The organism is Bradyrhizobium oligotrophicum, from assembly GCF_051168495.1.
Classification (GTDB): domain Bacteria; phylum Pseudomonadota; class Alphaproteobacteria; order Rhizobiales; family Xanthobacteraceae; genus Bradyrhizobium; species Bradyrhizobium oligotrophicum_A.
In genome coordinates this window covers 1-24,153 of sequence record NZ_JBNPVB010000020.1, presented here as the reverse complement: position 1 = coordinate 24,153, position 24,153 = coordinate 1, and the positions used below count along the sequence as shown (strand labels likewise).

The 24,153-nt window shown below is 65.4% G+C and carries 21 protein-coding genes; 2 read left to right on the top strand and 19 right to left on the bottom strand.

Going from position 1 to position 24,153, the window contains the following annotated elements; all coding sequences use genetic code 11:
* Nucleotides 1–122: 122 nt before the first annotated feature.
* Nucleotides 123–371 (top strand): DUF3551 domain-containing protein, encoded by a 249-nt coding sequence (locus ACQR1B_RS29300; protein WP_434835118.1) that lies wholly within the window; start codon nt 123–125, stop codon nt 369–371.
* Nucleotides 372–503: 132 nt separating this feature from the next.
* Here the strand turns inward: ACQR1B_RS29300 and ACQR1B_RS29295 are convergent, their stop codons facing one another.
* The 15 genes from ACQR1B_RS29295 to ACQR1B_RS29225 form a co-directional block, all read right to left on the bottom strand.
* Nucleotides 504–983 (bottom strand): GNAT family N-acetyltransferase, encoded by a 480-nt coding sequence (locus ACQR1B_RS29295; RefSeq protein ID WP_434835254.1) that lies wholly within the window; start codon nt 981–983, stop codon nt 504–506.
* Between the two features lie 41 nt (nt 984–1,024).
* On the bottom strand, nt 1,025–1,297 hold the full coding sequence (locus tag ACQR1B_RS29290) for a hypothetical protein (protein WP_434835253.1): 273 nt from the start codon (nt 1,295–1,297) through the stop codon (nt 1,025–1,027).
* Between the two features lie 240 nt (nt 1,298–1,537).
* Nucleotides 1,538–2,068 (bottom strand): DUF4142 domain-containing protein, encoded by a 531-nt coding sequence (locus ACQR1B_RS29285; RefSeq protein ID WP_434835117.1) that lies wholly within the window; start codon nt 2,066–2,068, stop codon nt 1,538–1,540.
* A 147-nt stretch (nt 2,069–2,215) separates the two neighbouring features.
* Nucleotides 2,216–3,889 carry an FAD-dependent oxidoreductase gene (locus ACQR1B_RS29280; protein WP_434835116.1) on the bottom strand — a complete coding sequence of 558 codons (1,674 nt, stop codon included), beginning with the start codon at nt 3,887–3,889 and terminating at the stop codon, nt 2,216–2,218.
* A gap of 65 nt (nt 3,890–3,954) precedes the next feature.
* Nucleotides 3,955–4,449, bottom strand: a complete 495-nt coding sequence (locus ACQR1B_RS29275) for a MarR family winged helix-turn-helix transcriptional regulator (protein ID WP_434835115.1) — start codon at nt 4,447–4,449, stop codon at nt 3,955–3,957.
* 147 nt (nt 4,450–4,596) lie between these two features.
* Nucleotides 4,597–6,342, bottom strand: coding sequence for a chemotaxis protein (locus tag ACQR1B_RS29270; RefSeq protein WP_434835114.1), 1,746 nt, complete (start codon nt 6,340–6,342; stop codon nt 4,597–4,599).
* A gap of 2 nt (nt 6,343–6,344) precedes the next feature.
* Nucleotides 6,345–7,436, bottom strand: a complete 1,092-nt coding sequence (locus tag ACQR1B_RS29265; protein WP_434835113.1) for a protein-glutamate methylesterase/protein-glutamine glutaminase — start codon at nt 7,434–7,436, stop codon at nt 6,345–6,347.
* A gap of 4 nt (nt 7,437–7,440) precedes the next feature.
* The gene (locus ACQR1B_RS29260; RefSeq protein WP_434871459.1) at nt 7,441–8,295 is read right to left on the bottom strand and encodes a CheR family methyltransferase; all 855 of its coding nucleotides are present in this window, start codon (nt 8,293–8,295) and stop codon (nt 7,441–7,443) included.
* Nucleotides 8,296–8,308: 13 nt separating this feature from the next.
* The gene (locus ACQR1B_RS29255; protein ID WP_434835111.1) at nt 8,309–8,797 is read right to left on the bottom strand and encodes a chemotaxis protein CheW; all 489 of its coding nucleotides are present in this window, start codon (nt 8,795–8,797) and stop codon (nt 8,309–8,311) included.
* 69 nt (nt 8,798–8,866) lie between these two features.
* Nucleotides 8,867–10,567 (bottom strand): methyl-accepting chemotaxis protein, encoded by a 1,701-nt coding sequence (locus ACQR1B_RS29250; RefSeq protein ID WP_434875032.1) that lies wholly within the window; start codon nt 10,565–10,567, stop codon nt 8,867–8,869.
* Between the two features lie 110 nt (nt 10,568–10,677).
* Entirely contained in the window at nt 10,678–12,492 is a 1,815-nt protein-coding gene (locus ACQR1B_RS29245; RefSeq protein ID WP_434837592.1) for a methyl-accepting chemotaxis protein, read from the bottom strand.
* 31 nt (nt 12,493–12,523) lie between these two features.
* A complete protein-coding gene (locus ACQR1B_RS29240) occupies nt 12,524–12,994 on the bottom strand; it encodes a chemotaxis protein CheW (RefSeq protein WP_434837593.1) in 471 nt (156 codons plus the stop codon).
* Entirely contained in the window at nt 12,991–15,069 is a 2,079-nt protein-coding gene (locus ACQR1B_RS29235) for a chemotaxis protein CheA (RefSeq protein WP_434837594.1), read from the bottom strand. The genes ACQR1B_RS29240 and ACQR1B_RS29235 overlap by 4 nt, the downstream gene beginning before the upstream one ends.
* On the bottom strand, nt 15,066–15,431 hold the full coding sequence (locus tag ACQR1B_RS29230; protein ID WP_434837595.1) for a response regulator: 366 nt from the start codon (nt 15,429–15,431) through the stop codon (nt 15,066–15,068). Before ACQR1B_RS29230 ends, ACQR1B_RS29235 begins: the two co-directional genes overlap by 4 nt.
* Complete coding sequence (locus ACQR1B_RS29225; protein ID WP_434837596.1) at nt 15,431–15,733, bottom strand: STAS domain-containing protein; 303 nt, start codon at nt 15,731–15,733, stop codon at nt 15,431–15,433. The genes ACQR1B_RS29230 and ACQR1B_RS29225 overlap by 1 nt, the downstream gene beginning before the upstream one ends.
* Nucleotides 15,734–16,037: 304 nt before the next feature.
* Between ACQR1B_RS29225 and ACQR1B_RS29220 the strand changes: the two genes are divergently transcribed.
* The gene (locus tag ACQR1B_RS29220) at nt 16,038–16,295 is read left to right on the top strand and encodes a hypothetical protein (protein WP_434837597.1); all 258 of its coding nucleotides are present in this window, start codon (nt 16,038–16,040) and stop codon (nt 16,293–16,295) included.
* Nucleotides 16,296–16,321: 26 nt separating this feature from the next.
* Here the strand turns inward: ACQR1B_RS29220 and ACQR1B_RS29215 are convergent, their stop codons facing one another.
* The 4 genes from ACQR1B_RS29215 to ACQR1B_RS29200 form a co-directional block, all read right to left on the bottom strand.
* Entirely contained in the window at nt 16,322–19,396 is a 3,075-nt protein-coding gene (locus tag ACQR1B_RS29215; protein WP_434837598.1) for an efflux RND transporter permease subunit, read from the bottom strand.
* 1 nt (nt 19,397) lies between these two features.
* Nucleotides 19,398–20,690 (bottom strand): efflux RND transporter periplasmic adaptor subunit, encoded by a 1,293-nt coding sequence (locus tag ACQR1B_RS29210; RefSeq protein WP_434837599.1) that lies wholly within the window; start codon nt 20,688–20,690, stop codon nt 19,398–19,400.
* 84 nt (nt 20,691–20,774) lie between these two features.
* Nucleotides 20,775–22,196 (bottom strand): glycosyltransferase, encoded by a 1,422-nt coding sequence (locus ACQR1B_RS29205; RefSeq protein ID WP_434837600.1) that lies wholly within the window; start codon nt 22,194–22,196, stop codon nt 20,775–20,777.
* Between the two features lie 40 nt (nt 22,197–22,236).
* Nucleotides 22,237–24,153: thioester reductase domain-containing protein (locus ACQR1B_RS29200; protein ID WP_434875142.1), on the bottom strand; the 1,917-nt coding region annotated here is incomplete at its 5' end.

Below are 24,153 nucleotides of genomic sequence, written 5' to 3'. Positions count from 1 at the left end.
ATCGATTGAACGTGATCCCAGCCGGGAGACACAACGTTTATGGACCGGTGTTATGTATTCGGTGCGAGGAACGCGTGCGCGTAACCATGCGTTGCAGCCGCACCAATCAAGGAGACCAATCGATGCGTCAGATGCTGTTTGCTTCCCTCGCCACCGCCGCCGTTCTGGCGAGCTTCGGCGCAATCTCCCCCGCTTCCGCCGCGCAGGACCGCTACTGCCTGCAGGGCCGGATCTGGGGCTACCCTGGCAACTGCCAGTTCTCGACCTATCAGCAGTGTCAGGCCTCCGCCTCCGGTACGGATGCCGGCTGCGGCATCAACCCGGCCTATGCCTATGGGCGGCAGCGCGGCGGTTACTCTCCGCGCTGGTGAGATGCGGACCAAGCGTCACGGGCTCGAAGCGTCGGCGCAATGGCGGACCAGAGCCCGATCAGGAACGAACGGCCCGGCAGCAACCGGGCCGTTTCTCGTTGCCGTACGCTGTCGAAGGCGCAGGCCGATAGCTCAAATGAGATACCGGATCATCGGCATCGCATCGTCGCCATAGCTGATCGGCCGGCGGCCGGCGCAGACAGCCTGATCGACCGCAAAACCCTGGCTCTCCCAGAACGGCGTGGAGCCATTGACGGCAATCAGTGACAGCGACGGCAGGCGGAGTTCGCGCGCATGCGCGACGAGCGCATTCACGATCCCCGAGGCCGCGCCGCGGCCGCGGGCCTCGGCCAGCAAGGCGAGGTCGTGGATGTAGTAGGTCGCCGCCGGTGAGGGAATGCGCCCGAGCAGCACGTTCAAGGCCGGCGGCGCATCGAGATGCCAGGGATGGCTGATGACATAGCCAGCCATCGCGCCGGCGCCGGAGATCAGCACACGACATCCCTGGGGATGGAGACGCAGCCGCTCGGCGAAGACCGAGAGGTTCTCGGGATAGTCAGGATGCACGCGGGCTGCGATCGTATCGATGGCGGCGAGGTCGCCGCTCGTCATCGCGCGCCAGCCCAGCCGGCTGGCGCGGGCATCGGCGTCACTCACTTGGCGAGCGCCAGCCAGCGTTCGCTGGCCGACAGGGCCGCCGGCCACAGCACCTCCGTCGGCTGTCCGCGATGCAAGGCCTTGCCGACCTCGCAGATCGACAGGAAGGCGGCGGATCGCGCTTCTTCCACCTCGAGCGGCTGCTCCGGGCCCGGGCTGCGCACGAGCCCCATCAGGCCGTTGAGCGTTTGCAGCGCGGCATCCGGCGCGCTGGCCTCCGCCGACCTCAGCGCAGCCACGACCTGCTGCGCCTTCTCCGTCTCGGTGATCAGGTCCGTCATCGTTCCATCATTCGCCCGTGCCTTCGCGGGACGAAAACTATCAGCGGGGCCGGTCTCCAGCAATGCTCGCCCAGGCCGGTGTCATATGCCGGTCTGCGGCACATGAGCGACCGTGGTCCGGATCCTGTTCAGTCCACCGGCCGCGCGCGTTCGGCAGGCCTACAGTCGGCATCCGCGCGGTCCAACGAATACGGTGCCCGCGCAAAGCCGGGCACCGAGCCGCAGAGATCATTTGCCGAGCGACTTCGCCATGTCCAGATGCCTTTGCAGCACCGGCACGGTCTCCTTGGCGAAGTCCGACAACGGCGAATTCACCGCCGCCTGCTTCTGATAGGCCTTGATGTCCTTCTGGTGATCACTGACCATGGCTTTGGCAAACGCCTGGTCGAACTGCGTCCCGGACAGACCGTCGAGCCGCTTGTAGATCGCCTTCTGCTGCTTGTTCGGCTCGGACGGCGCCGTCATCCCGTTCTGGCTGGCGAGCTGTTGCGCCTTCTGCAGATGATCGCCGTGATCCTGGGCGAGCGCCTGCCCGAACTGCTTGACCTGATCGCTCTGGCCCTTCTGCTGCGCCAGCTTGCCCATGGCGACCTCGGACATATCGCCTTCGATCGCCTCGGTGATGAAGCGCTGGTCCTTGGCGGGCGACTGGCCCTTCGGGGCGGCGACCGCGCCGCTGGCCATCAGGACCGCCATCGCACATGCGGCCATGACGGTGTGGATCGTTCTCGTCTGGTGGGTCCGAAACGTTCTGGTCATCGCTGATCTCCGGTTGGAAGCCTGATCGTCACGACTGAAAAACCGGCGGCTTGCGATGGTTCCTAAGCTCCGCACGACCTCATGGCGGAGTGCCTCGCCGCCACAGGTTCCGGCCGATCCTGCATACTGCGGCGCGCGACCGGAAGCTCAGTGCGTTTGGGCTTCGTGCCCGAGCGCCTGCGCAAGCACGCGGCCCAGCCTGCCCGCCTGCGCCGCGCTGCCGCGCCAGGCCACGATCTGATCGGGGCGGATCAGTGCGAGATCGGCCTCGTAGAGATCGCGCAAGGCGCGCGGCAGGGTGACGATCCTCAGATCCGCGCGCGGTGACCCGGCCGCCTCGTTCAACTGGTCTTCATCGACGTCGCAGCCTTCGAACCGCAGCAGCGTCCATTCGAAGCCGAAGCGGTCGTAGAGCGAGACGCCCTGCTCCAGCCAGGCATGCGGCGCGCGGCCGCCGGGACAGGCGCTCGGCACGTAGACGTTGGCGGCATCCGGCGGCGGCGCGGTGCCATCGGAGACGATGATCGGCGAGCCGTCGTAGCGGCCGCCGAAGGTGATGCCGGGAATGTTGAACTCGGCGCGGGCATGCTGGTCGAGATAGGCGCCTGCGATCCGCCGCGCTTCCGCCCCGCCCTCGGTCGCCTCCTCGATCTCGGGCGCAGCGGCAAACAGGCCGAGCGAATCGGCGAAGCGGCGGGCGTAGTCGGTGTTGCGTAGCGCCAGCGGACGACGCTCGGCTTCGTAGCTGTCGAGCAGCGACAGCGGGCTGATGCCCTTGATGACGCTCGCAAGCTTCCAGCCGAGATTGACCGCGTCCTCGATCGCGGTGTTGTAGCCGAGGCCGCCAGTCGGCGTGAACAGATGCGCCGCGTCACCGCCGAGAAAGACGCGGCCGCGATGCATGCTCTCGGCGACCAGCGCATGCCCCGCCGTCCAGGTCAGATGCGACAGCACCTCGCACGGGATCGCCGCGCCGCAAGCGCGCTGGAACGCCGCCTTGGCATCGTCAACGGTGATTGCGCTCTCGTCCTCGCCGGGACGAAGCTGCGTATGAAAGGCGAACTCGTCGCGTCCGTTGACCGACGCCATGAAGGCGCGGCGGTCGCGGTTGAAGCAGACATACATCCAGGCCTTGGCATGAGGGACGCCGGCGTAGAAGTCCGTTGACCGGAGATAGACCGCGAGCATGCGCCCGCCCATGAAATCGCGCTGCACGCCGGTGCTGCCGCCATAGGAGATGCCGAGCGATTGACGCACCAGCGAACGCGGTCCATCGGCGCCGACCAGGAATGCGGCGCAGATCCTGAAGCGGACACCGTCGCTGAGGCGCTCGACCTCGGCTGCGATGCCATCCTCGTCGGCGACATGGCCGATCAGCCGATGGCCGTAGTGCAGCTGAATGCCCGGAAGCTCGGTCGCATGCCGGCGCAGGATCGCCTCGACGAATTTCTGCGACACGCGATGCGGCAGCTCGGCCGCGCTCCACGAGCCGGACAGGCCCTTCACCAGCTCGGTGGCACGCGCCGCCGAGGGCAGTTGAAACCGTGCCAGTTCATGCGCCGTGTAGCGGGTGAAATAGGCGACGTCGGTCGGATAGTCAGCAGGCAGCCCGGCGCGCCGGATCTCGTCGGCGAAGCCGAGCCGGCGGTAGTGCTCCATCGTCCGCGCCTGGGTGGCGTTGGCCTGCGGATTGAAGGCCGTGCCGGGCTTCTCGTCGATCAGGACAGCGGAGACGCCGCGACGGCCGAGCTCGTTGGCGAGCATCAGCCCGCACGGACCACCGCCCACGATCAGGACGGAGGCGGTCAGAGGCGTGGTCACGGCGCTATCTCCCCTCGCGATCGGATGGATGCTACGCCGCTCGGGTAAATAGTCAAGTAACCTGACTATATCTCGTCCTGCAAGGTGTCGAACCGCGCGCCATAGGCCGACAGCGCCTGCAGCATTGCATCCATCGCCGCCTTGCCGAGCTCCTTGCGCATCTCGGCCTCGGCCACGTCGACCGCATCGCCGAACGCCTGCAGCCATCGCAGCCCCGTCGGCGTGAAGCGAACGATACGGGCGCGGCCGTCCTGCGGATCGGCCTCGCGCACGACCAGTCCGAGCTCCGAGCACTGATCGACCAGCTCACCCATCGCCTGCTTGCTCATCGAGGCCCGCCGCGCGAGTTCGGTCAGCCGCGTGCCCTCGACGTCGAGGTTGCGGGTCAGGCTGACATGCGCGATCCGCGTCTCGCCGTGCCCGCTCTCGGCCATCAGCGCGAGAACGCGGGCTTCGAACCGGCGCATCGCATTATTGAGGAGCCGGCCGACATTGGCGTGCCGCCACGCCGTTCCGGTCTGCCCTGCGCGCGGAGGCTTGCGTTGATGTCGTGCGGTCATGTCGGAGACGCTTCACCTGATCGAGCCAAGCAGAACAACCATAGCACGCGCGCAGGGAAATCGGGAAAGGCATGAGCCGTGGCGCGAGAAATGGCCGGAGCGGCAGGATTCGCCCCTGCGCTGACGAGATGGCGTGAGCCGGCCGATCTAGAAGAACAGCACCTCGTCGATTTCATCTGGCTGCGGCGCCGCCGCGCCCATCGAGGGGGCCGCGATGCCCACACGCTGCAGAAAGCCGAGATGGACGTCTCTCTCGCTCGCCATCGTGTAGTGCGCATGGAGACCCGCAAAGACGGTCTCGGCTTCCGCCTGATCATCATGCGCCAAGCGCGGCGGCGCACCGCCAGGAGGGGTGAGACTGCCGGCAGCCTCCGGAAGCCCAGCTGATTTTTTTCGCAGCGCGCCGAGCACGGCCTTCGCCTCGGCGATCAAGCCTTCGAATTCGCCGCCGCTCTGGATCAGGCGCGTCATCACCGCACCGATCTGGTCGCTCTCGGACTCGATGTCGCGGATCGCAGACAGGATCTTCGGCTCGAGCTCCGTCATCAACCCGGAATCGCTGTCGGCATTGACCCGCGCAAGCTCGCCGGCTGCACGCGCGACCGCGTCCAGGATCGGCTTCAACATCGCGGCTCCGCCGGACAGCTTGTCCGCGGTGGCACGGAGTTCGTTGGCGATCACCACGAAGGCGCGGCCACGATCACCGACCTGACGCGCCTTCAGCCCGGCATTCATGCCGACCAGGATGATATCGATCACGGCATCGGACAGATTTTCGACGGCGCTGCGGAAATTCCCCAACATGTCGTCGACGACGCCCAGCGCATCGTCGACCGAGCGGCGCGAGTCGTCGCATGCCTTGATCAGGGACGACGCCTCCGCCAGCGCCTGTTTCACGCCGGTCAGAAAGGAAGCGGTTGCGCCGTCATCGGTCCCGGACAGTGCACATCCATGGCCGACCACCTCGATCGCGCCGGACAACAGATTGGTCAGCGACAGGTCGATGTCGCCGAGATCCGACTCAAGGTCGGATGCAGCGCTGGTCAGTTGTTCGGACTGCAGGCTGCGGACCAGGCCCGCGATCGTTCGATCACCACCGGTTTCACCCTGACCGGCGGGGACGAGACCATGATCGAGACCATCGGCCATCCGCAATGCACGAGCGACATGTTCGAGACGTTGCCGGGTGCTGTCGCCCGCCTGCAACGACACGATCGCGGAGCCCACCGCCTCGGTGATTCTCCTGGTGTCCGCGCCGGCCGACGCCGCAAGCCGCACGGCGTTGGCGCGCCGCGATTGCAGCGCCGAATGCGCCGACATCAGATCAGAGCCCACCGATCGGAACCGATCCTGATAGCGTGTCTCGAAATCGCGCTGCCGGCGCAGCGCGGTCGCCACCGCTTCGGCCAGCCGCGTCTGGTTCACCGAACAGGCTGCGATCGACGCCTCGACGGCCTTCGCCAACGCAACGGCCTCTTGGGTGAAATTCAGAAAGCCGTTCTGGCCGCTGCCCAGCGTAGCCGCCTCGATCCGCGCGTTCTGTGCGATCACGAGCACCATCTGGATGTGCTTGGCGAGCAGCTTCAGGATCGACGCGGAGTCCTCCGCGCTCGCCCCGATGGTGCCGAGCAGATCGCCTTCCGAGCGCAACACGTCGAGCAGCCGCGCCAGCCGTGCCGCGACGTCCTGCAGCACCGACGACGCGCCGGCGATATTGTCGCCGGACAATTCCTGCGACAGCGACACCAGCCCGGCATTGAGCTCGTCGAACAGCACATGACCGCGCCCGAGACCATGTCCCATCTGCGCGAAGGTCGCCTCGATCTGCGCGGCAATCTCCTCGGTGCAGGCAACTGCACCGTCCATGCGCGACGTGGCACTGCTCGCAGCCACGCTCAATCCGCCGAAGCCGTTTGCCCGGCTTGATGCCAGAGCATGATTTCCTTGGCGATCCTGGACAGCGGAACCACCTTCTCGACCGCCCCGCATGCAATCGCCTCTTTCGGCATCCCGAACACCACGCAGCTTTCCTCGTCCTGGGCGCGCGTCGCGGCGCCGAGCTTGCGCATTTCGAGCAGGCCGCGCGCGCCGTCGTCGCCCATGCCGGTCATGATGATGCCCAGCACGTTGCGGCCGGCATATTGCGCGGCCGAGCGGAACAGCACGTCCGCGGACGGCCGGTGACGCGAGACCGGGGGACCGTCCTTAATCGCGATGTGATAGCGCAGGCCGTTTCGTTGCAGCAGCATGTGCCGGCTACCGGGCGCGATATAGGCCGTCCCCGGCTGCACCGGCTCGCCGTCTTCGGCCTCCTTGACATCGATGTCGCAAAGGCTGTTGAGCCGGCGCGCGAACGCCGCCGTAAAGCCCTGCGGCATATGCTGCACGATGAGAATTCCAGGGCAGGCGCGCGGCAGCACCTCGAGAACGTCACGCAGGGATTCGGTGCCACCGGTCGACACCCCGATGCAGACGATGCGTTCGGTCGTCGGCCTGACGCGACTCTGAACCGGCGGCGGAATGATCGCGTCGGCCGTGAGCTTCTTTTCCACGACGCGCCGCGGGCCGCGCGCACGCACGCGGGAGCGGGCGGCGAGCTTGACCGCCTCGCGCAGCTTGGCCGACGATTCCAGCAGCGCCTGCCGCGTATCCACCCGCGGCTTCGGCAGGATGTCGACGGCGCCGGCCTCGAAGGCCTCGAACATCATGTCCGAGCCATGCTCCGTGAATGTCGAGCAGATGATGACCGGAATCGGCCGCTGCGCCATGATCTTGCGCAGGAACGTCATGCCGTCCATGCGCGGCATCTCGATGTCGAGAATGATGACGTCGGGCAGCGCCTCCTGCATCCGTCGTGCCGCGGCGAACGGGTCCTGCACCGCGGCCATCACCTCGATCTCCGGATCCTCCGACAGGATCGAAGACAGAATCTGCCGAACCAGGGCGGAATCGTCGACGATCAACGCACGCACCTTCGGCTTGCTCACGCGATCATCTCCGAGCGACGTTCTGGAAGATCGTGGGCTGGACCTGCTTCAAGCCGAGCGAGCCCTGGTGAACCATCGATTCGGAATGACCGACCAGGAAATAGCCGCCCGGCCGCAAATGCCTGCACAGCTGGTCGACGACCTTGCGCTGGGTCGCCTTGTCGAAATAGATCAGGACGTTGCGGCAGAAGATGATGTCGACGTCCTGGTCGACCGGATAGCTCGGGTCCATCAGGTTCATGCGCGTGAAGTTCACGCGCCGGCGCAATTCCGGGACGACACGTACGTCGGCCCGGGTCCGATCTCGGGCGGACATGAAGTAGCGCTGCGCCATTTCGGCGGGGACCGGGGCGACCAGGTCGCGCGGGTAGATGCCGGCCTTGGCGACGCGCAGGACGCTGGTCGAGATGTCCGTTCCCAGAATGCGAAATTCGAAGCCGCGCCGCTTCGTCTGCAGATCGTCGAGCACCATCGCCGTCGTGTAGGCTTCCATGCCGGTCGAGCAGGCGGCGCTCCAGATCTTGATCAACCGCGAGGTCCGGCCGCGCTGTGCCAGCAGTTCGTCGACGGCGACGTGACGGACGAATTCGAAATGCGAGGGCTCGCGAAAGAAGTCGGTCTTGTTGGTCGTGACGCAGTCGATCAGGTCCACGAGTTCGGCCTCGAGCTGGCCGTCCTCGAACAGCCGCTCGACATATTCATTGACGCTGGCGTGCTTGAGGGCACGAACGCGCTTCTGCAGCCGCCCCTCGATCATCACGCGCTTGGCCGGCGGCAGCTTGATGCCGATCTGGCTCTCGATCAACGTCGCGACGGACCTGAAATGGCGGTCCGTCAGATGCAATCCGGAATCCGTCACGACCGCGCCTCGATCACGCGGCAACCGGCTTGACCAGCGCAGCCTCCGCGGTCTGCATCAGGTCCGTCGACAGCATCAAGCGCCGCAGATCGAAAATGATGACGAATTTGTCGCCCTTGCGCCCGACGCCGGCGAGGTAGTCGGACTTCCAGCGTCCCCCGACCGACGGCGGCGGTTCGATCCGGCTCTCGTCGATATCGGTGACCTCGAACACGCAATCGGCGATGAAGCCCACGCCCACCAGACGGTCTTCCATCGGCACGTCGAGGATGATGATGCGCGTCGCCTCGGTCGCCGGCACCTGCGGCAGATCGAGCTTGGTGCGCAGATCGACGATCGGATAGCCGCTGCCGCGCACGTCGATCATGCCGACCAGAAAATCCGGCGCATGGGGCAACCGGGAGATCGGCCTCATGTCGAGGATTTCCCTGACGTTGCGAATGCTGATGCCGAACGTTTCGTCGGCCAGACCGAGTGTCAGGTATTGCGCCAGTTCGGCCATGGAGAGCTCCGCGCGAGAAGGTCGATGAAAGCGGCATGCCGGCGTCGATGTGCGACGCCGGCCGCCTGCTCAGCGTTGAAAATCGGCGTCGTGCTCGTCGCCGCCGGACATCTCGAAAGCGAAGCCGCCCCCGCCGCCCGCGACCTTGAGCGGACGGCCGGCTCTCGCAGCGGCCGCGGGCTTCTTCGGCGCGCGGCTGGCGGCGGACATGGTGGCCGCCGTGCTGCGCAGCTGGCTGACCGCGCGGTCGATGTTGGCCGCGCGCGGCATGTCGCGCGTCGCCTCGTTGTCGATCTTGAAATAGGCGATCGTCGCCTGCAGCTGCTCGGCCTGCGAGGCCAGTTCCTCGGAGGTCGAGGACACCTGTTCGGAGGCGCTGGCGTTCTGCTGCCCGACCTTGTCGAGCTGCTGGATCGCCTGATTGACCTGCGACGACCCGACGTCCTGCTCGCGGCAGGCCGAGGTGATCTCCTCGACCAGCTCCGCAGTCTTCTTGATGTCCGGCACCAGCTTCGACAGCATCGTGCCGGCCTCCTGCGCGACCTTCACGGTGTCGACCGACAGCGCGCCGATCTCGGCGGCCGCGGCCTGGCTGCGCTCGGCGAGCTTGCGCACCTCGGAGGCCACCACGGCGAAGCCGCGGCCGTGCTCGCCGGCGCGGGCGGCTTCCACCGCCGCATTGAGCGCCAGCAGGTCGGTCTGCCGCGCGATCTCCTGCACGATGGTGATCTTGGCCGCGATGGTCTGCATCGCCTCGACCGCACGGCCGACCGCAACACCGCTGGCCTCGGCATCCTTGGCCGACTGCGCCGCGATCTTCTCGGTCTGGCCGGCATTCTCCGCGTTCTGCTTGATGTTGGCGGCCATCTCCTCCATCGACGAGGACGCCTCCTCCGCCGAGGACGCCTGCTCGGTGGCGCCCTGCGACAGCTGCTCGGCGCTGGCCGACAGTTCCTGGCTGCCCGCCGACACGTTGCGCGCCGCCATCAGGGCTTCGGAGACCACGGCCCGAAGCTTTTCGACCGTGGTGTTCAGCGACTTGACGAGATCACCGATCTCATCGTCGCTCGAGACTTGAATCTGCTGGTTGAGATCGCCGAGCGCGACCGCGTCGGCCAGACCGACTGCCTTGGCGAGGCCACGGCTGATGTTGAGCGCGATCCAGATCGCCGACGTCATCGCGATCACCAGCGAGGCAATCATGAGGCCAAGCAACAGCATCTGCGCGCGGCTACCGTCTTCCCTGGCCTGCTCCGCGCGGTCTGCCATGAGCTTCTTGATGAACACGACGTAGTCGCCGACGGCTGCCATCGTTTCGCCGGCAGCCTTGCGACCTTCGGTGGTCGAGCGCTCGTTGGCCTTCACCTTGTCGACTTTCGCGAGCTTGAGGGTGTCGTCCTGAACCGCGTCGAAATGGCTGCGGACGGACGCGAACCTGTCGAGCAGCTTCCTGCCGCCTTCGGTGGCAACCGCGTAGACGTCGTCCCGGGTCTTGCTCAGATCGGCACGAATCTTACCAACCTCGGCAACGAACCGATCCGTCTCGCTGTCGGAGCTCGCCAGGATCGCGTTCTTCTCCGCCCGGATCTGCAGCAGGACGATCTTCTCGAGCTCCGCCGCTTTTTCCATCCGGCCGGCCGCGCCGACCAGCCCGTCGGCCGTGCTGACCATGTCGCTCAGCTTCATGTATGACACGCTGCCGATCACCATGGAGAGCGCGATCACCGCGCCGAACGCGCTTGCGAGCTTCGCTTTGACGGTAAATCTCATCTATCAGCCCTCAGCTGCTTGGATTGGGGACAATCTCGATCCGGTTGAAGTCGTCTCGGCTCATGCCGGGAACAGCGAGGTCGGTGAGCCCGCCTCGCTGCCGGCATCGATCAGCGTTGAAAATCGGCGTCGTGCTCGTCGCCGCCGGACATCTCGAAGGCGAAGCCACCCCCGCCGCTCGCGACCTTGAGCGGACGGCCGGCTCTCGCCGTGACGGCGGGCTTCTTCGGTGTACGGTCGGCGGACATGCTGGCCGCCGTGCTGCGCAGCTGGCTGACCGCGCGGTCGATGTTGGCCGCGCGCGGCATGTCGCGCGTCGCCTCGTTGTCGATCTTGAAATAGGCGATCGTCGCCTGCAGCTGCTCGGCCTGCGAGGCCAGTTCCTCGGAGGTCGAGGACACCTGTTCGGAGGCGCTGGCGTTCTGCTGCCCGACCTTGTCGAGCTGCTGGATCGCCTGATTGACCTGCGACGACCCGACGTCCTGCTCGCGGCAGGCCGAGGTGATCTCCTCGACCAGCTCCGCAGTCTTCTTGATGTCCGGCACCAGCTTCGACAGCATCGTGCCGGCCTCCTGCGCGACCTTCACGGTGTCGACCGACAGCGCGCCGATCTCGGCGGCCGCGGCCTGGCTGCGCTCGGCGAGCTTGCGCACCTCGGAGGCCACCACGGCGAAGCCGCGGCCGTGCTCGCCGGCGCGGGCGGCTTCCACCGCCGCATTGAGCGCCAGCAGGTCGGTCTGCCGCGCGATCTCCTGCACGATGGTGATCTTGGCCGCGATGGTCTGCATCGCCTCGACGGCACGGCCGACCGCGACACCGCTGGCCTCCGCATCCTTGGCCGACTGCGCCGCGATCTTCTCGGTCTGGCCGGCATTCTCCGCGTTCTGCCTGATGTTGGCCGCCATCTCCTCCATCGACGACGACGCCTCCTCCGCAGACGAGGCCTGCTCGGTAGCCCCCTGCGACAGCTGCTCGGCGCTGGCCGACAATTCCTGGCTGCCCGCCGACACGTTGCGCGCTGCCATCAACGCTTCCGAGACCACCGCCCGAAGCCGCTCGACCATACGTTCCTGCGCGATGCCGAGCGTATCCTTGTCCGACAACCGCTTGGCCTCGGCCGTCAGGTCGCCGCTCGCGATCCGGTCGGCCACCGCCGCGGTGGCGTTGAGATTGACCGTCATGACGTTCAGCGACTTCACGAGATCGCCGATCTCATCGTCGCTGGAAACGTGGATCGTCTGGCTGAGATCGCCGAGCGCGACCGCATCGGCAAGACCGACCGCCTTGGCCAAGCCGCGGCTGATGTTGAGCGCGATCCAGGTGGCCGATGCCACCGCGATCAATAGCGAGGCGATCACGAGCCCGAGCAACAGCATCTGCGCGCGGCTGCCGTCTTCCCGGGCCTGCTCGGCGCGGTCTGCCATGAGCTTCTTGATGAACACGACGTAGTCGCCGACGGCTGCCATCGTTTCGCCGGCGGCCTTGCGACCATCGATCGTCGAGTGCTCGTTGGCCTTCACCTTGTCGACCTTCGCGAACTTGAGGGTCTCGTCCTGAACCGCGTCGAAATGGCTGCGGACGGACGCAAACCTGTCCAGCAGCTTCCTGCCGCCTTCGGTGGCACCCGCGTAGATGTCGTCCCTGGCCTTGCTCAGGTCGGTGCGAATTCTACCGGCCTCGGCGACGAACCGGTCCACCTCGCTGTCGGAGCCCGCCAGGATGGCGTTCTTCTCCGCCCGGATCTGCATGAGGATGATCTTCTCGAGCTCCGCCGCTTTCTCCATTCGGCCGGATGCGCTAACCAACCCGTCGGCCGTGCTGACCATGTCGCTCAGCTTCACGTATGACACGCTGCCGATCACCATGGAGAGCGCAATCACCGCGCCGAATGCGCTTGCGAGTTTCGCCTTGACGGTAAATCTCATATCGTAGCCCCTTCCCCACTCATTCGGGCAATCAATTCAGGATGCGTTCCATGTTGGGAACGATGACAAATTCGTCGCGCCATTTGGCGATGAAGCTGATGAACTCGGGCTTCCAGTGCATGCCGACGCGCGGCGTCTGCTGCACGCCGGCCGGCAGGATTTCGGTCACCTCGTAGACCTTGTCCGCGAGAATACCGACCAGGACCGGATCGCCGTCGATCTCGATTTCGATGACGACGATGCGGGTGTCGGCAGTCCCTTCGTGGGCCGGCATGCCGAAGCGGATGCGCAGATCGGCCAGCGGGATGACGTTGCCGCGAACGTTGATCACCCTGGAGAGAAACGCCCGCGCTCCGGCGACCATGGCCGTCGGAATCGGATCGATGATCTCCCTCACCATCCCCGCATCGAGAGCGAACAATTCCGGCCCCAGCCCAACCATCACGACCTGCCGCAACGCGGCGTCGCCCGGCGCAGACATATCCAGATCGAGCTTCGTCATGCCGCCTCGCTTATGTGCTGTTTGTCGGCCTGCGACTGCGCCAACGCGACCAGTTGGACGACGTCGATGATCAGCGCCGCGGTGCCGTCGCCGAGGATGGTCGCCCCGGAAAACATCGTGACGTCCGCATGCAGCTTCGACAGCGATTTGATGACCGTCTGGTGGTTTCCGAGGATCTGGTCGGCGACCAGACCGACGCGGCTGTCGCCGGTCGAGATGATGACGACCTTCTGGTGACGGTCTGCCGTGCCCGGCGTCGCGAACAGTTCGCGCAGCCGCAGGAATGGGACGAGGTCGCCGCGCACGTTGAGGAAATTACGACCGCGCGAACGCTCGTCGGCGGCCGGCAGTTCGACGCATTCCTCGACCGCCGACAGCGGCACGATGTAGCGCCCTTCGCCGACGCGGATCAGCAGACCTTCGATGATCGCCAGCGTCAGCGGCAGCCGCAACGTCACGGTGGTGCCGTGGCCCGGCCGGGTCGACAGATCGATCGAGCCGCGCATCGCCTCGATGGTGCGCTTCACGACATCCATGCCGACGCCGCGGCCGGACAGCGCCGACACCGTCTGCGCGGTCGAGAATCCCGGATGAAACAGGAACTGATGAATCTCGGCATCGGACGCCGCGGCCCCCGGCGCGATCAAGCCTTGCTCCTCGGCCTTGGCGCGAATCCGCGCGGTGTCGAGACCACCGCCATTGTCGCTCAACCGCACCAGCACCTCGGCGCCGGAATGAGTCGCGACCAGCTCGATGCGGCCGCTCTCGGCCTTGCCAGAGGCGATGCGCCGGGAGGTGTCCTCGATCCCATGATCGATGGCATTGCGGATGAGATGGACGAGCGGATCGGCCAGGCCCTCGATCATGGTCTTGTCGAGTTCGGTGTCCTCGCCGGCGGTGACGAATTCGACCGGCTTGCCGAGGTCGCGCGAGAGATCATGGACGAGGCGCCGGAAGCGCCCGAACAGCGAACCGATCGGCACCATGCGCGCGCCCATCGTGGTATCGCGCAGGCTGGCGGCGAGCCGTTCGATTTCCTCCGCAATCATCTTGATCGACAGATCGTCACCGGCAGCCGCGAGCTGGCTGAGGCGCGCCTGGGCGATCACCAGTTCGCCGACACGGTCCATCAGTTCGTCGAGACGTTCCGCCTGCACCCGGACCGTCGCAATGCCGCGCTCGTCGGCGCGCTTCGGCTCGGTCCGCTTGGGAGCTTCGGACGTGAGCTCCTTTGTGAGCTCCTTTGTGCGCTCCTTGGGCTTGGGCGTATCGCTCGCCCCGGCGACCGGCGGTGCCTGGACGGGTGCCGGTGCGGCTTGCGGTGCCGTGACCGCAGTCTCGACGGGCTCCGAACTCTCGGCGACCCCGCCGCCGGCGAAGATCGGCTCGAGCGTCAGCTTCGTTTCATCCAGCACGAACATGAAGACGTCGTCGATCGCACTGCGGTCGCAATCGCTGTGGAGCGTGACGTCCCATTTCAGGTAGCAGAATTCGGGATCGAGTTCTTCGAGCACCGGCACGTCGTCGGTGAGTGCCACGATGAAGCAGGAGCCGAGCTTGCTGAGGTCGTCGAACAGGTCGAGGGGATTGGAGCCGTTGCGCAGGACCTGGCTGTCGAATTCCAGATGCATGCGCCAGCCGGTGCGCCGGCCCGGCTGCGTTGGTGCCGGTGCAGCCACGACTGCGGCAACCGGCACGCGTTCGGGTTCGACGAACCGGCTGAGGTCATCGAGGATCGCATCGCCGATGATCGAGTCCGTGGTGTCGGGAGCCTCGATCAATGCCCGAATGTAGTCCTTGGCGGCAAGCGCGACCGAGATCATGTCCTCGCTCGGCTTGATCTCGCCCTTGCGCACCAAGTCGAACGCGGTCTCGAACTGGTGCGTGAACGCGGCCACCGCGTCGAAGCCGAACATCGCGCCGGATCCCTTGATCGTATGCAGGGCGCGAAAGGCGGTGTCGATCAGGTCGCGGTCATCGGGCCGGAGGGTGAGATCCAGCAGCGCCGCTTCGAGAACTTCGAACAGTTCGCTCGCTTCCTGGCGAAAGACGTCCGCGGGATCGAGCGAGGTCATGACCGGACCAGCTTGCTGACGACGGCGAGCAACTGCTCGGGCTTGAAGGGCTTCGTAATCCACCCGGTGGCGCCGGCCGCCTTGGCTTGCTGCTTCACGGCGTCGGCCGATTCGGTGGTCAGAAACACGATCGGCATACCCGACAGCGATGACTGCGCCCGCAGTGCCTTGATCAGTTCGATACCGTTCATGACAGGCATGTTGAGATCGGTGATCACGAGATCAGGCCGCGATGCGCGCGCCTTTTCCAATCCCTGGCTGCCATCGCCGGCCTCGATCACGTTGTGACCGGCGGGTCCGAGAACGACCTTGACCATCTGGCGGATGCTCGGGGAGTCGTCGACTGTCAGGATCGTACCCATTAGCGTTCGTCCGTATCGCAAGGAAATGTGTGAGCGGCCATCACGTCGGCGGTCACGCCGGCGCGCATGAAGGTGGAGCTGAGGGTCTTGGAGATCGCGGTCATCACGATCGGCCGCCCGCGCAGGTTTGCGCTCTTGGCGGTTGCGAGCAGCAGCTGGACGGAGGTCACGTCCGCCCGCTCGACATCGGAGCAATCAATTTCGAGCCTGTCGTCCGGTCGCGTCTCGCGCCCAAGGGCCTCGCGCACGAGGTCGCAGACGCTGCGGATCGCCGCGATGCTGCAGTCAGGTGGCAGGCGCACATACCGGTCGGCCCCATTGGCACTACTTGTCACTCGACACCTGTTCGGGTCTACGCCTGTGAGCTCGGCGCATAGTTCAACATCATGATACCAATCGTGCCATAGGCCCGTTACCAAAATGCTAATTATGCGGGAATTATAAGGATTTACACGCAGGTAGATCAGGTCGCCTGCGACGCATCCTCGACGCGATCAGCCGCGGCCAGCCCGGAGTCAGCCTTGGTCCCTGCGTCGCGTCATCGTCTGAAAAACAGAAATAGGAGCGAGAGCCATCGCAGCGGGGAGGTCCGCGAGGTGGTTGGTCGTGGATGATCTGAGCTGTGCCGCGATGGCTCCGCACACCAACTACCAGCAAGAACTTCGCGCCCGCGTTTTCGAGTTCCATGCCGAAGTAAGTGCGGAAAACGCGATCGCCTTTCGGTATGAGGAAGGCCGCATCGATGTCGTGGAGCGACTGACAGCAACACACTGCGGAACCCGCTATCGGTTGGTCGCCCCTGCCGAGCCCCGCAGGCTGTCAGCCGGTCAGCGCCGGTCGATGCGGCGCAGGCTATCGACGTAGTGAGGCCGGCTCACGCCCGTCGCGCTTCATTCGTCCTTCGGTCCGATGAAGCGCGACAGCTTGCGGCCTAACATCCGGCCGGCGTCGTCCATGACCGTAAACGCGGCCGGCACGACGACGAGACTGAGAAAGGTCGAGGCGAGCAGCCCGCCGATCAATGCGATCGCCATGGGGGAACGGAACGCGCCGCCCTCGCCGAGTCCCAATGCAGAAGGAACCATGCCCGCGGTCATCGCCGCGGTGGTCATGATCACGGGTTGAGCGCGCTTGCGGCCGGCTTCGATCAAAGCCTTCGTGCGCTCCACACCGCTCGCCACCTCCGTGATGGCGAAGTCCACCAGCAGGATCGCGTTCTTCGTCACGATTCCCATCAGCATGAGAAAGCCGATGATGGCCGAGAGATTGATGGCATTGCCGGTCAGAAGCAGCGCGAGGACTGCTCCGCCGATCGACAGCGGCATGGAGAAGATGATGGTGATCGGATGCATCGCGTCGGCGAAGAGAAGAACGAGGACGGCGAGCACCATGAGTACGCCGGCAGCGATCGCGAGCGAAAAGCTCGAGAAAACTTCCTCCATGATCTCTGAATCGCCGAATCTTGCAATCGTCACACCGGCCGGCAGGTTTCGCGCCGAGGGCAGCGCCATGACCTGTCCGATGGCCTCGCCGAGCGGGGTGTTTCCGACGAGATCGGCCTCGATTGCGACGCGACGCCTGCCGTCATAGCGTTCGATGGTCGTCGGCCCCTCGCCAAAGGCGACGTCGGCAACCGTGGCCAACGGTACGGTGCCGGTCTTGGCCTTGATCCGCAGCATATCGAGGGTCGATAGATCGCCCCGCGCCCGCTCGTCGAGTTGCACGCGGATCGGCACTTGCCGGTCGATGGCCGAGAACTTCGCCAGATGCGCGGAAATGTCGCCGATCATCGCAATCCTTGCGACTTCGGCGATCTGCGTTCCGGAGATTCCAAGGTCGGCAGCCTCCTCGAGCCTCGGCAAGATGCGAATCTCCGGCCGGGCAAGCGCCACAGTCGAGACGACATTCGCGAGAACGGAGACGTTCTGCCGGGCGTCACGCTCCAGCGCGAGCGCCGCTTGCTCGACGGCAGCACCATCGGGCCCGGAAAGGATCAGCGTGAATTCGCGTCCGCCGCCGCCGTTGCCGAAGCTGTAGCGTATATCCGGGATCGTGCTAAGCGTCGCACGCATGTCGTGCTCGAACGCCTTCTGGTCATGCGATCGGTCCGAGCGCGCAACGAGGCCGACGATGATGGTGGCCTTGCGTACATCACCGGCAGTGACGCTCAGCCCATTGGCGCCGGCGGCGCCGCCGGTGACATAGACGCTCCTGACCTCCGGTCGTTTATCGAGCAGCGCCGTGATGCGGTCGGTGGTGGCGGCGGTATCGGCGATCGTCGAGCCCGGCGGCAGTTCGATCTGGAGAACCGAACGCGACAGGTCGTTGGTCGGCAGAAAGCCATGCGACAAGGATCCTGCAACGACCAACGAGCCCAAGAAGACCAGCGCCGCGAGCGCAAGCGTGACGAAGCGGTGGCGAAGCGACCATTCGAGCACGCGAACATAGTGCCGCATGATCGATCCCTGTCCTTCGGCATGGTGCTCAGGGTCGCGGAGGAGATATGCCGCCAGCAGCGGCGTTATCAACCTTGCGACCAGCAGAGAAAACATGACTGCAACGGCGACCGTGAGGCCGAACTGCTTGAAGTATTGACCGGCGATGCCGCCCATGAAGCTGACCGGCACGAACATGGCCACGATGGTCATGGTCGTCGCGACGACCGCGAGCCCGATCTCGTCGGCCGCCTGGAGCGCCGCGCGATAGGGTGATTTGCCCATCCGGATGTGCCGGACGATGTTCTCGATCTCCACGATCGCATCATCGACCAGGATGCCGGTGACCAGCGTGATCGCGAGCAGACTCACGGCGTTCAGCGAAAAGCCGATGAGGTCCATCACCCAGAAGGTCGGAAGTATCGACAGTGGTATCGCGAGCACGGAAATCGCCGTCGCACGAAGGTCGCGCAGAAAAATCAGCACGACGACGACCGCGAGGATTGCGCCTTCGGTCAGCGTCTGCATCGTGGCCCTGTAATCGGCCTTGGTATAGCGCACCGTGCTGTCGATCTCGGACACGGACAGATCGGGATACCCGCTGGTGAGCGTCTGCAACTTCTTCGCGACGGCCTCCGCGACGGCCACGTCGGAGAAGCCTTTTGCACGAAAGACGCCAAAGGCGACCACGGGTCGCCCATCGAGGCGGGCAAAGCTGCGTGCTTCAGCCGCGCCATCGGTGACCGTGGCAATCTCCTTCAATGCAGCCCTTCGTCCGCCCGGCAGCACGATCGCGGTGTTGGTCAGTCCGTCGATGGTCGCAGCGCCCGCAAGCATCCGGATGGTTTGCTCTCCCGACCCGACTTCACCGCGCCCGCCGGAGAGATCGACATTGGTCGCTCGCAGTTGCTCGTTCACGTCCGCCGCGGTGATGCCGAGCGAGATCAGCCGATCGGGCAGGAGCGACACCCGGATTTCACGATCGGCGCCGCCGGCACGCTTGACCTGCGCGACGCCGCGAACGCCTTGGAGCGCCCCCGTGACGACATCGTCGACGAACCAGGACACCTGTTCGGTCGTCCAGGAGGGTATCGACACGGCATAGGTGACGATCGCCATCCCTTCGACCTCGACCCGCTGGATCGAGGGCTCCTCGATGTTGCGCGGCAGTTGCGAGCGGATGTTCGCCATCGCGTTGCGGACGTCGTTGACCGCACGATCGGCCGGCGTCCCCAGCTGAAACTCGACGGTCGTCACGGACACCCCGTCAGAGATGCTCGACGTGACGTGCTTGACCCCGACGACCCCGGTCGCCGCATTCTCCACGTTCTTCGTGATCTGCGTTTCCAGTTCGCTCGGCGCGGCACCGGTCTGGGCGATCGTGACGGTGACGATGGGGATGTCGATGTTGGGCATCTGCGTGATCGGCAGAGTCTTCAGGCTGACCGCACCGAGCACGATCAGCACGCCGAACAACACCAGCGACGGAATAGGCTTGCGAATCGACCAGGCGGAGATGTTGAGGGCCATCTCAATCGCCTCCCGCAGGTCCGGCACCGCTGCGCACAGGCAGTATCCGATCGCCCGGCCTGACGAAGGCGGCGGCTCGAACGACGACCTCCTGACCTTCGATCAGTCCGTCTGTGATTTCGACCCGGGTGCCGCGTTTGAGGCCGATTTGGACATTGCGAATTGCGACGACATTGTTCGTCGCGAGCTGAACATAGGTGCCGTTCTTGCTGAAGCTGACGGCGGACAACGGCACGGTGATGGCTTGTCGCTTGCCGATCGTAATGATGCCGCGAGCAAAAACACCGGCCCTCATGGCCGGATGGGGCGGGAGCGCGATCGAGACGCTGCCGAGACGGCTCGATCTGTCGACGGTGGGATCGACCACCCGCACATGGCCGATGATGGGCTCGCTGACGCCGGGCAGCCAGACTTCGACGTCTTGGCCCAGCTCGATCTGTGGAAGCACCGTCTCCGGAACCTCGGCATCGAATTCGATTCGACCGTTGCGCACGATCCGGAATAGAGGTTCGCCCGCCGTGCTTGCCACCGCACCCAGGCGGGCGGCGCGGTGCGAGATGATCCCCGCAGACGGCGCCTTCAGTTCGGTTCGCGCGATTTTCAGCTCGATCTCGCCACGTTGCGCCTCCGCAAACGCTTCCTGGGCTTCGGCCATGCGCAAATTCTGCTCAGCGGCGGCAAGCTTTGCCGCGGCGACCTTGGCCTGGGTCTCTCGCGTCAGGAGTTGCGCTGGAGATATCGCGCCGGTGGCGTTCAGGGTTTGCGTGCGTCTCAACGCGTCCGCCGCTTCGGCTTCGTTGGCTTGCATCTCCTCCATCGAGGCCTTCGTCTGCGCGACCGACGCTTGGGCTATCGCGATCATCGCGGTGTTTTGCGCGAGCTGTGTTCGAAGCATCGTGCTGTCGAGACGAGCGAGCACATCCCCTTCTTCGACGTGATCACCGACCTCGGCCAGCAGCTCGACGATACGCAACCCGTCGACCTCCACACCGACGACGTTCTCCTGTCGGGCCACGAGGGATCCGGTCACCGCGAGCGTCTCGGCGATCGAATGCCGTTCGGCTCGGGCGAGCGTCGTGGCGAGCGGTACGGCCCCCGGACGCTCGGCTGCCTCCCGCCGCGGATCGGAGATTTGCGTTGCGACCGCTTCGACCTGCTGGCGACCCGCGCCGATCACGGCGAAGATGTAGACGCAGACCGTGACGGCAAGCACGAGGAAGCCGATCCAAGCGAACCTCAACAGCGGCCTTTTCACCCGACGACCTTTCTTTGGATCCGACCGCGAAGCCGGCATGATGTCCGATATCCGACGGCCCGCGTCAGCATCCGCGATCGACCGCTTTTCCAGTATGGCGCACGCGCTCCGAAGATGGACTGATCAAACCGCGCCCGACGTCCCGCGTATCAAACCAGCGTCGACGTCGATCGTCCGGCGGCCGGCCGTCTCGGCGGGAGTAACGACAGCGTCGACCCCGCCATGCGAATGTCCGTGAGAACTGGCCGCCGACCCGACGTTCGCGAGCCGTTCGACCAGTTCCGCAATCTCGTCGCGTGCGTTGTGGCGGGCGAACGCGGCGCGCAGCGCCTGTGCACCGTGCCGGTATTGCGGCTTGGTGAGCACGGCGCGTACCGCGTCGCGAATCTGCGAGGCAGACGGCCGGCCGGTCCCAAGATTGACGCCGGCGCCAGCCCACGCGACCCGCGCAGCTATTTCCGGTTTTTCCTCGCTATCCCCGGCAACGACCAACGGCACGCCGAGACTGAGCGCGTGATTGACGGCGCCATAACCGCCATTGGTCACCATGACGCTCACCTTCGGGAGCAGGCGGTCGAACGGCAGGAATGTCACCGCCTTTGCGTTGGGCGGCAACACCATCGGGATCGTTTCGACGGGCGGGCCGCCGGTGCACGCGATCACCGTCAGCTTCTCGTTCGCCAGCGCCGTCAGAGTTGGCCCGATCAACTGCCCAAGATCGCCGTTCGCCAGGGTGCCTTGCGTGACGAGCACGATCGGCCCCGCCTTGTCGACGTCGTCCCACCACGGCGGCGGTTGGAAGCCAGTCGACGGCGGCGGCAGCAGCGGTCCAACGAAGCGGATGCTGTCCGGCATCTTGCTACGCGGATATTCGAACTCTTTGGCCGTCAGTTGCAAATACAGATCCGGCAGCGTGATCATGCTATCGAACAGGAATGCCGGCAGAGGACGCGCCCCGTTCTTCACCAGGACGTCGTTGAAGTATTGCTGCACCGAGCCGAAGATCGCTTGTTGCAGGTGGTTGTTCATTGCAGCATTGCGCGCGCGATCGGCTGGCGTGATGGAGGGCGGCAGCGCGGTGCCGAAGAACGCGGTGTCCGCGCTCGACAAGGCGAGAGCCGTGATCCCGAGCGCGACGATCGGGCTTCTTTTTTCCGGCGGCCCGAGCAGCAGCGGAAAGGTCCCGCAGAACATCGTGTCGGTGATGATCGCGTCGAACGGAAAGTCACGGCGCAACTCGCGTATGCCTGCGGCCTGATACGGCATGGCATCCGCAAAGATGTGCTTCAATCCGAAGCAGAGCTGAGCGGGACCCGGTGCAATCTTGCGCCGTTCGGGAAAGCGCTCGTCGAGCCTGCGATAGTCGACGTCGATTTCCGGGTGAAACGCGACGAAGCGCGCACCGGTCGCCTCCACGCGCTCCTTGAACAGGCTCCCGGTATAGACGACGACCTCGTGGCCGCGCCCAACGAGGAGTTGGGCAACGGCCAACAAGGGAAAGACGTGGCCCGGCAGCGCGGTGACCGCGATGAGAAACCGCGCCATGTTGTGCTCTCCCTCTCCTAACCCACCAACCGATCGCTGCTCATTTCGCCGTTTCCGGCAATCGAATATCGGACGCAGTTCCCGCAAGCCGCAGATTGACGAAATAGCGTTCGAGAAGGGCCGGACTGACCGGGGCGATCGGCGCGCCCACCGCAGCCAAGTGGTCCTGCGTGAAGTCCGAGGTAATTTCCGGGTGCGATCGCGACGTGTCCTCCTTCGACACGATCGACAGGACGGCCGCGAGATCATCGTCCTGTGTTTCGGCAAGCCGCCGTCGTCCAATGTCGATCCATTGATCGAGCGGCACGACGTCGAGCCGAAGGCCGAGCCGGCGAAAGATCCGTGGGACCTCCCGTACATCGATCGGTTCACGGTTCATGAGATGATAGACGCTGCCCCAGGACGCTTCACTGCCCGCGAGCCGGACGATCGCCCGCGCGACGTCATCGGCCGGCGTCATGTTCAACATCAGGTCCAGGTCGGGAATCGCGCCCAATTCCGCATAGAGCCGGACAAGACGCCAGATCAGGTCCGTTTCGTTGCAGATGCCATTCGCGCGATCGCCGGTGACGCTGCTCAAGCGATAGATCGACAGCGGCAGACCGCGAAGCTGCGCCTGCCGGACGAGCGTGTCGCCGACCCACTTGCTTTGGCTATAGCCGCTCGCGAGACCCTGCCACGTGGTCAGATCAGTCTGCTCCGACACCGGGCCGGACTGATACTTGTCGATCACCGCAAGGGTCGAGACATAGTGCAGCCGCTTGGGCCGTCCACTCACGGTCCAGTCGAGCAGCGTGAGGACGCTGTCCACATTGGCGGGTTTTATCGCCGCATAGTGATGGAGGAATTCGACGCTGGCGCCGCAATGATAGATCGCCTCGCACTCGTCGCGTACGATGCGGACGCCCCTTTCATCGAGTCCGAGCGCCGGATGTCCGAGATTTCCGGTCAGAACCTCGATACGATCCCCGTCCCAGCACCCCAAGAGCTTTCGCTTGTCGAGCGCCTGCCGCAGACGGGCTTCGGCCGATTGCCGATCGGGGGCGCGGACGTGGCAGGCGATACGTGCGTCCGTCTCCTGGATCAGCGTGGAGAGGAGATGACTTCCGACGAAGCCGGTGGCTCCCGTCAGGAAAATGCGCTTGGGCTTTTGCGGCGCGCGTCCACCGGTCAGCCTGATGTGCGGCGGCAGGAGAATGTCGCGGGACAAGTCCAGCGGCCCCTCCGAAGGTCCATCGAGGTCGAGCTGCGCCGCGAGGTCCCGGACGACGGGCGTCGCATAGACCGCCGTGATCGGGAAGTCCGGCTGGATCTCGTCGCGGATGCGGCGGCCGAGCCGGATGGCGAGCAGCGAATGGCCGCCGAGATCGAAGAAGTTGTCATGGATCCCGACGCGCTCGAGCCCAAGGGTCTCGGCAAACAGAGCGCAGAGTTTTTCTTCCCGTGCCGTCCGCGGCGGGGTGTATTCGGTCACGGGCTGGTGGTCGGGCGCCGGCAAGGCGTTGCGATCGAGCTTGCCGTTCGGCGTGAGCGGCAGCGCGTCGAGCACGACGAAGGCGGCGGGGACCATGTAGTCCGGCAGGGTGCGCGCGAGATGCTGGCGCAGCGTCGTTGCCTGCGGCGCATGACCGGCGGCGGGCACGACATAGCCGACGAGGCGCTTGTCGCCGGCACGGTCTTCGCGGGCGACGACAGCAGCCTGGGCGACGCTCTCGTGCTGACCGAGCGTGGCCTCGATCTCGCCGGGCTCGATCCGGAAGCCGCGGATCTTGACCTGATGGTCGGCACGGCCGAGGAAATCCAGCGTGCCTTCCGGCCGCCATCGCGCACGATCGCCGGTGCGGTACATGCGGCTGCCCGGAGGTCCGAACGGATCGGCAACGAAACGCTCGGCGGTCAGGCCCGGGCGATTGAGATAGCCGCGCGCCAGACCGCTGCCGGCGATGTAGAGCTCGCC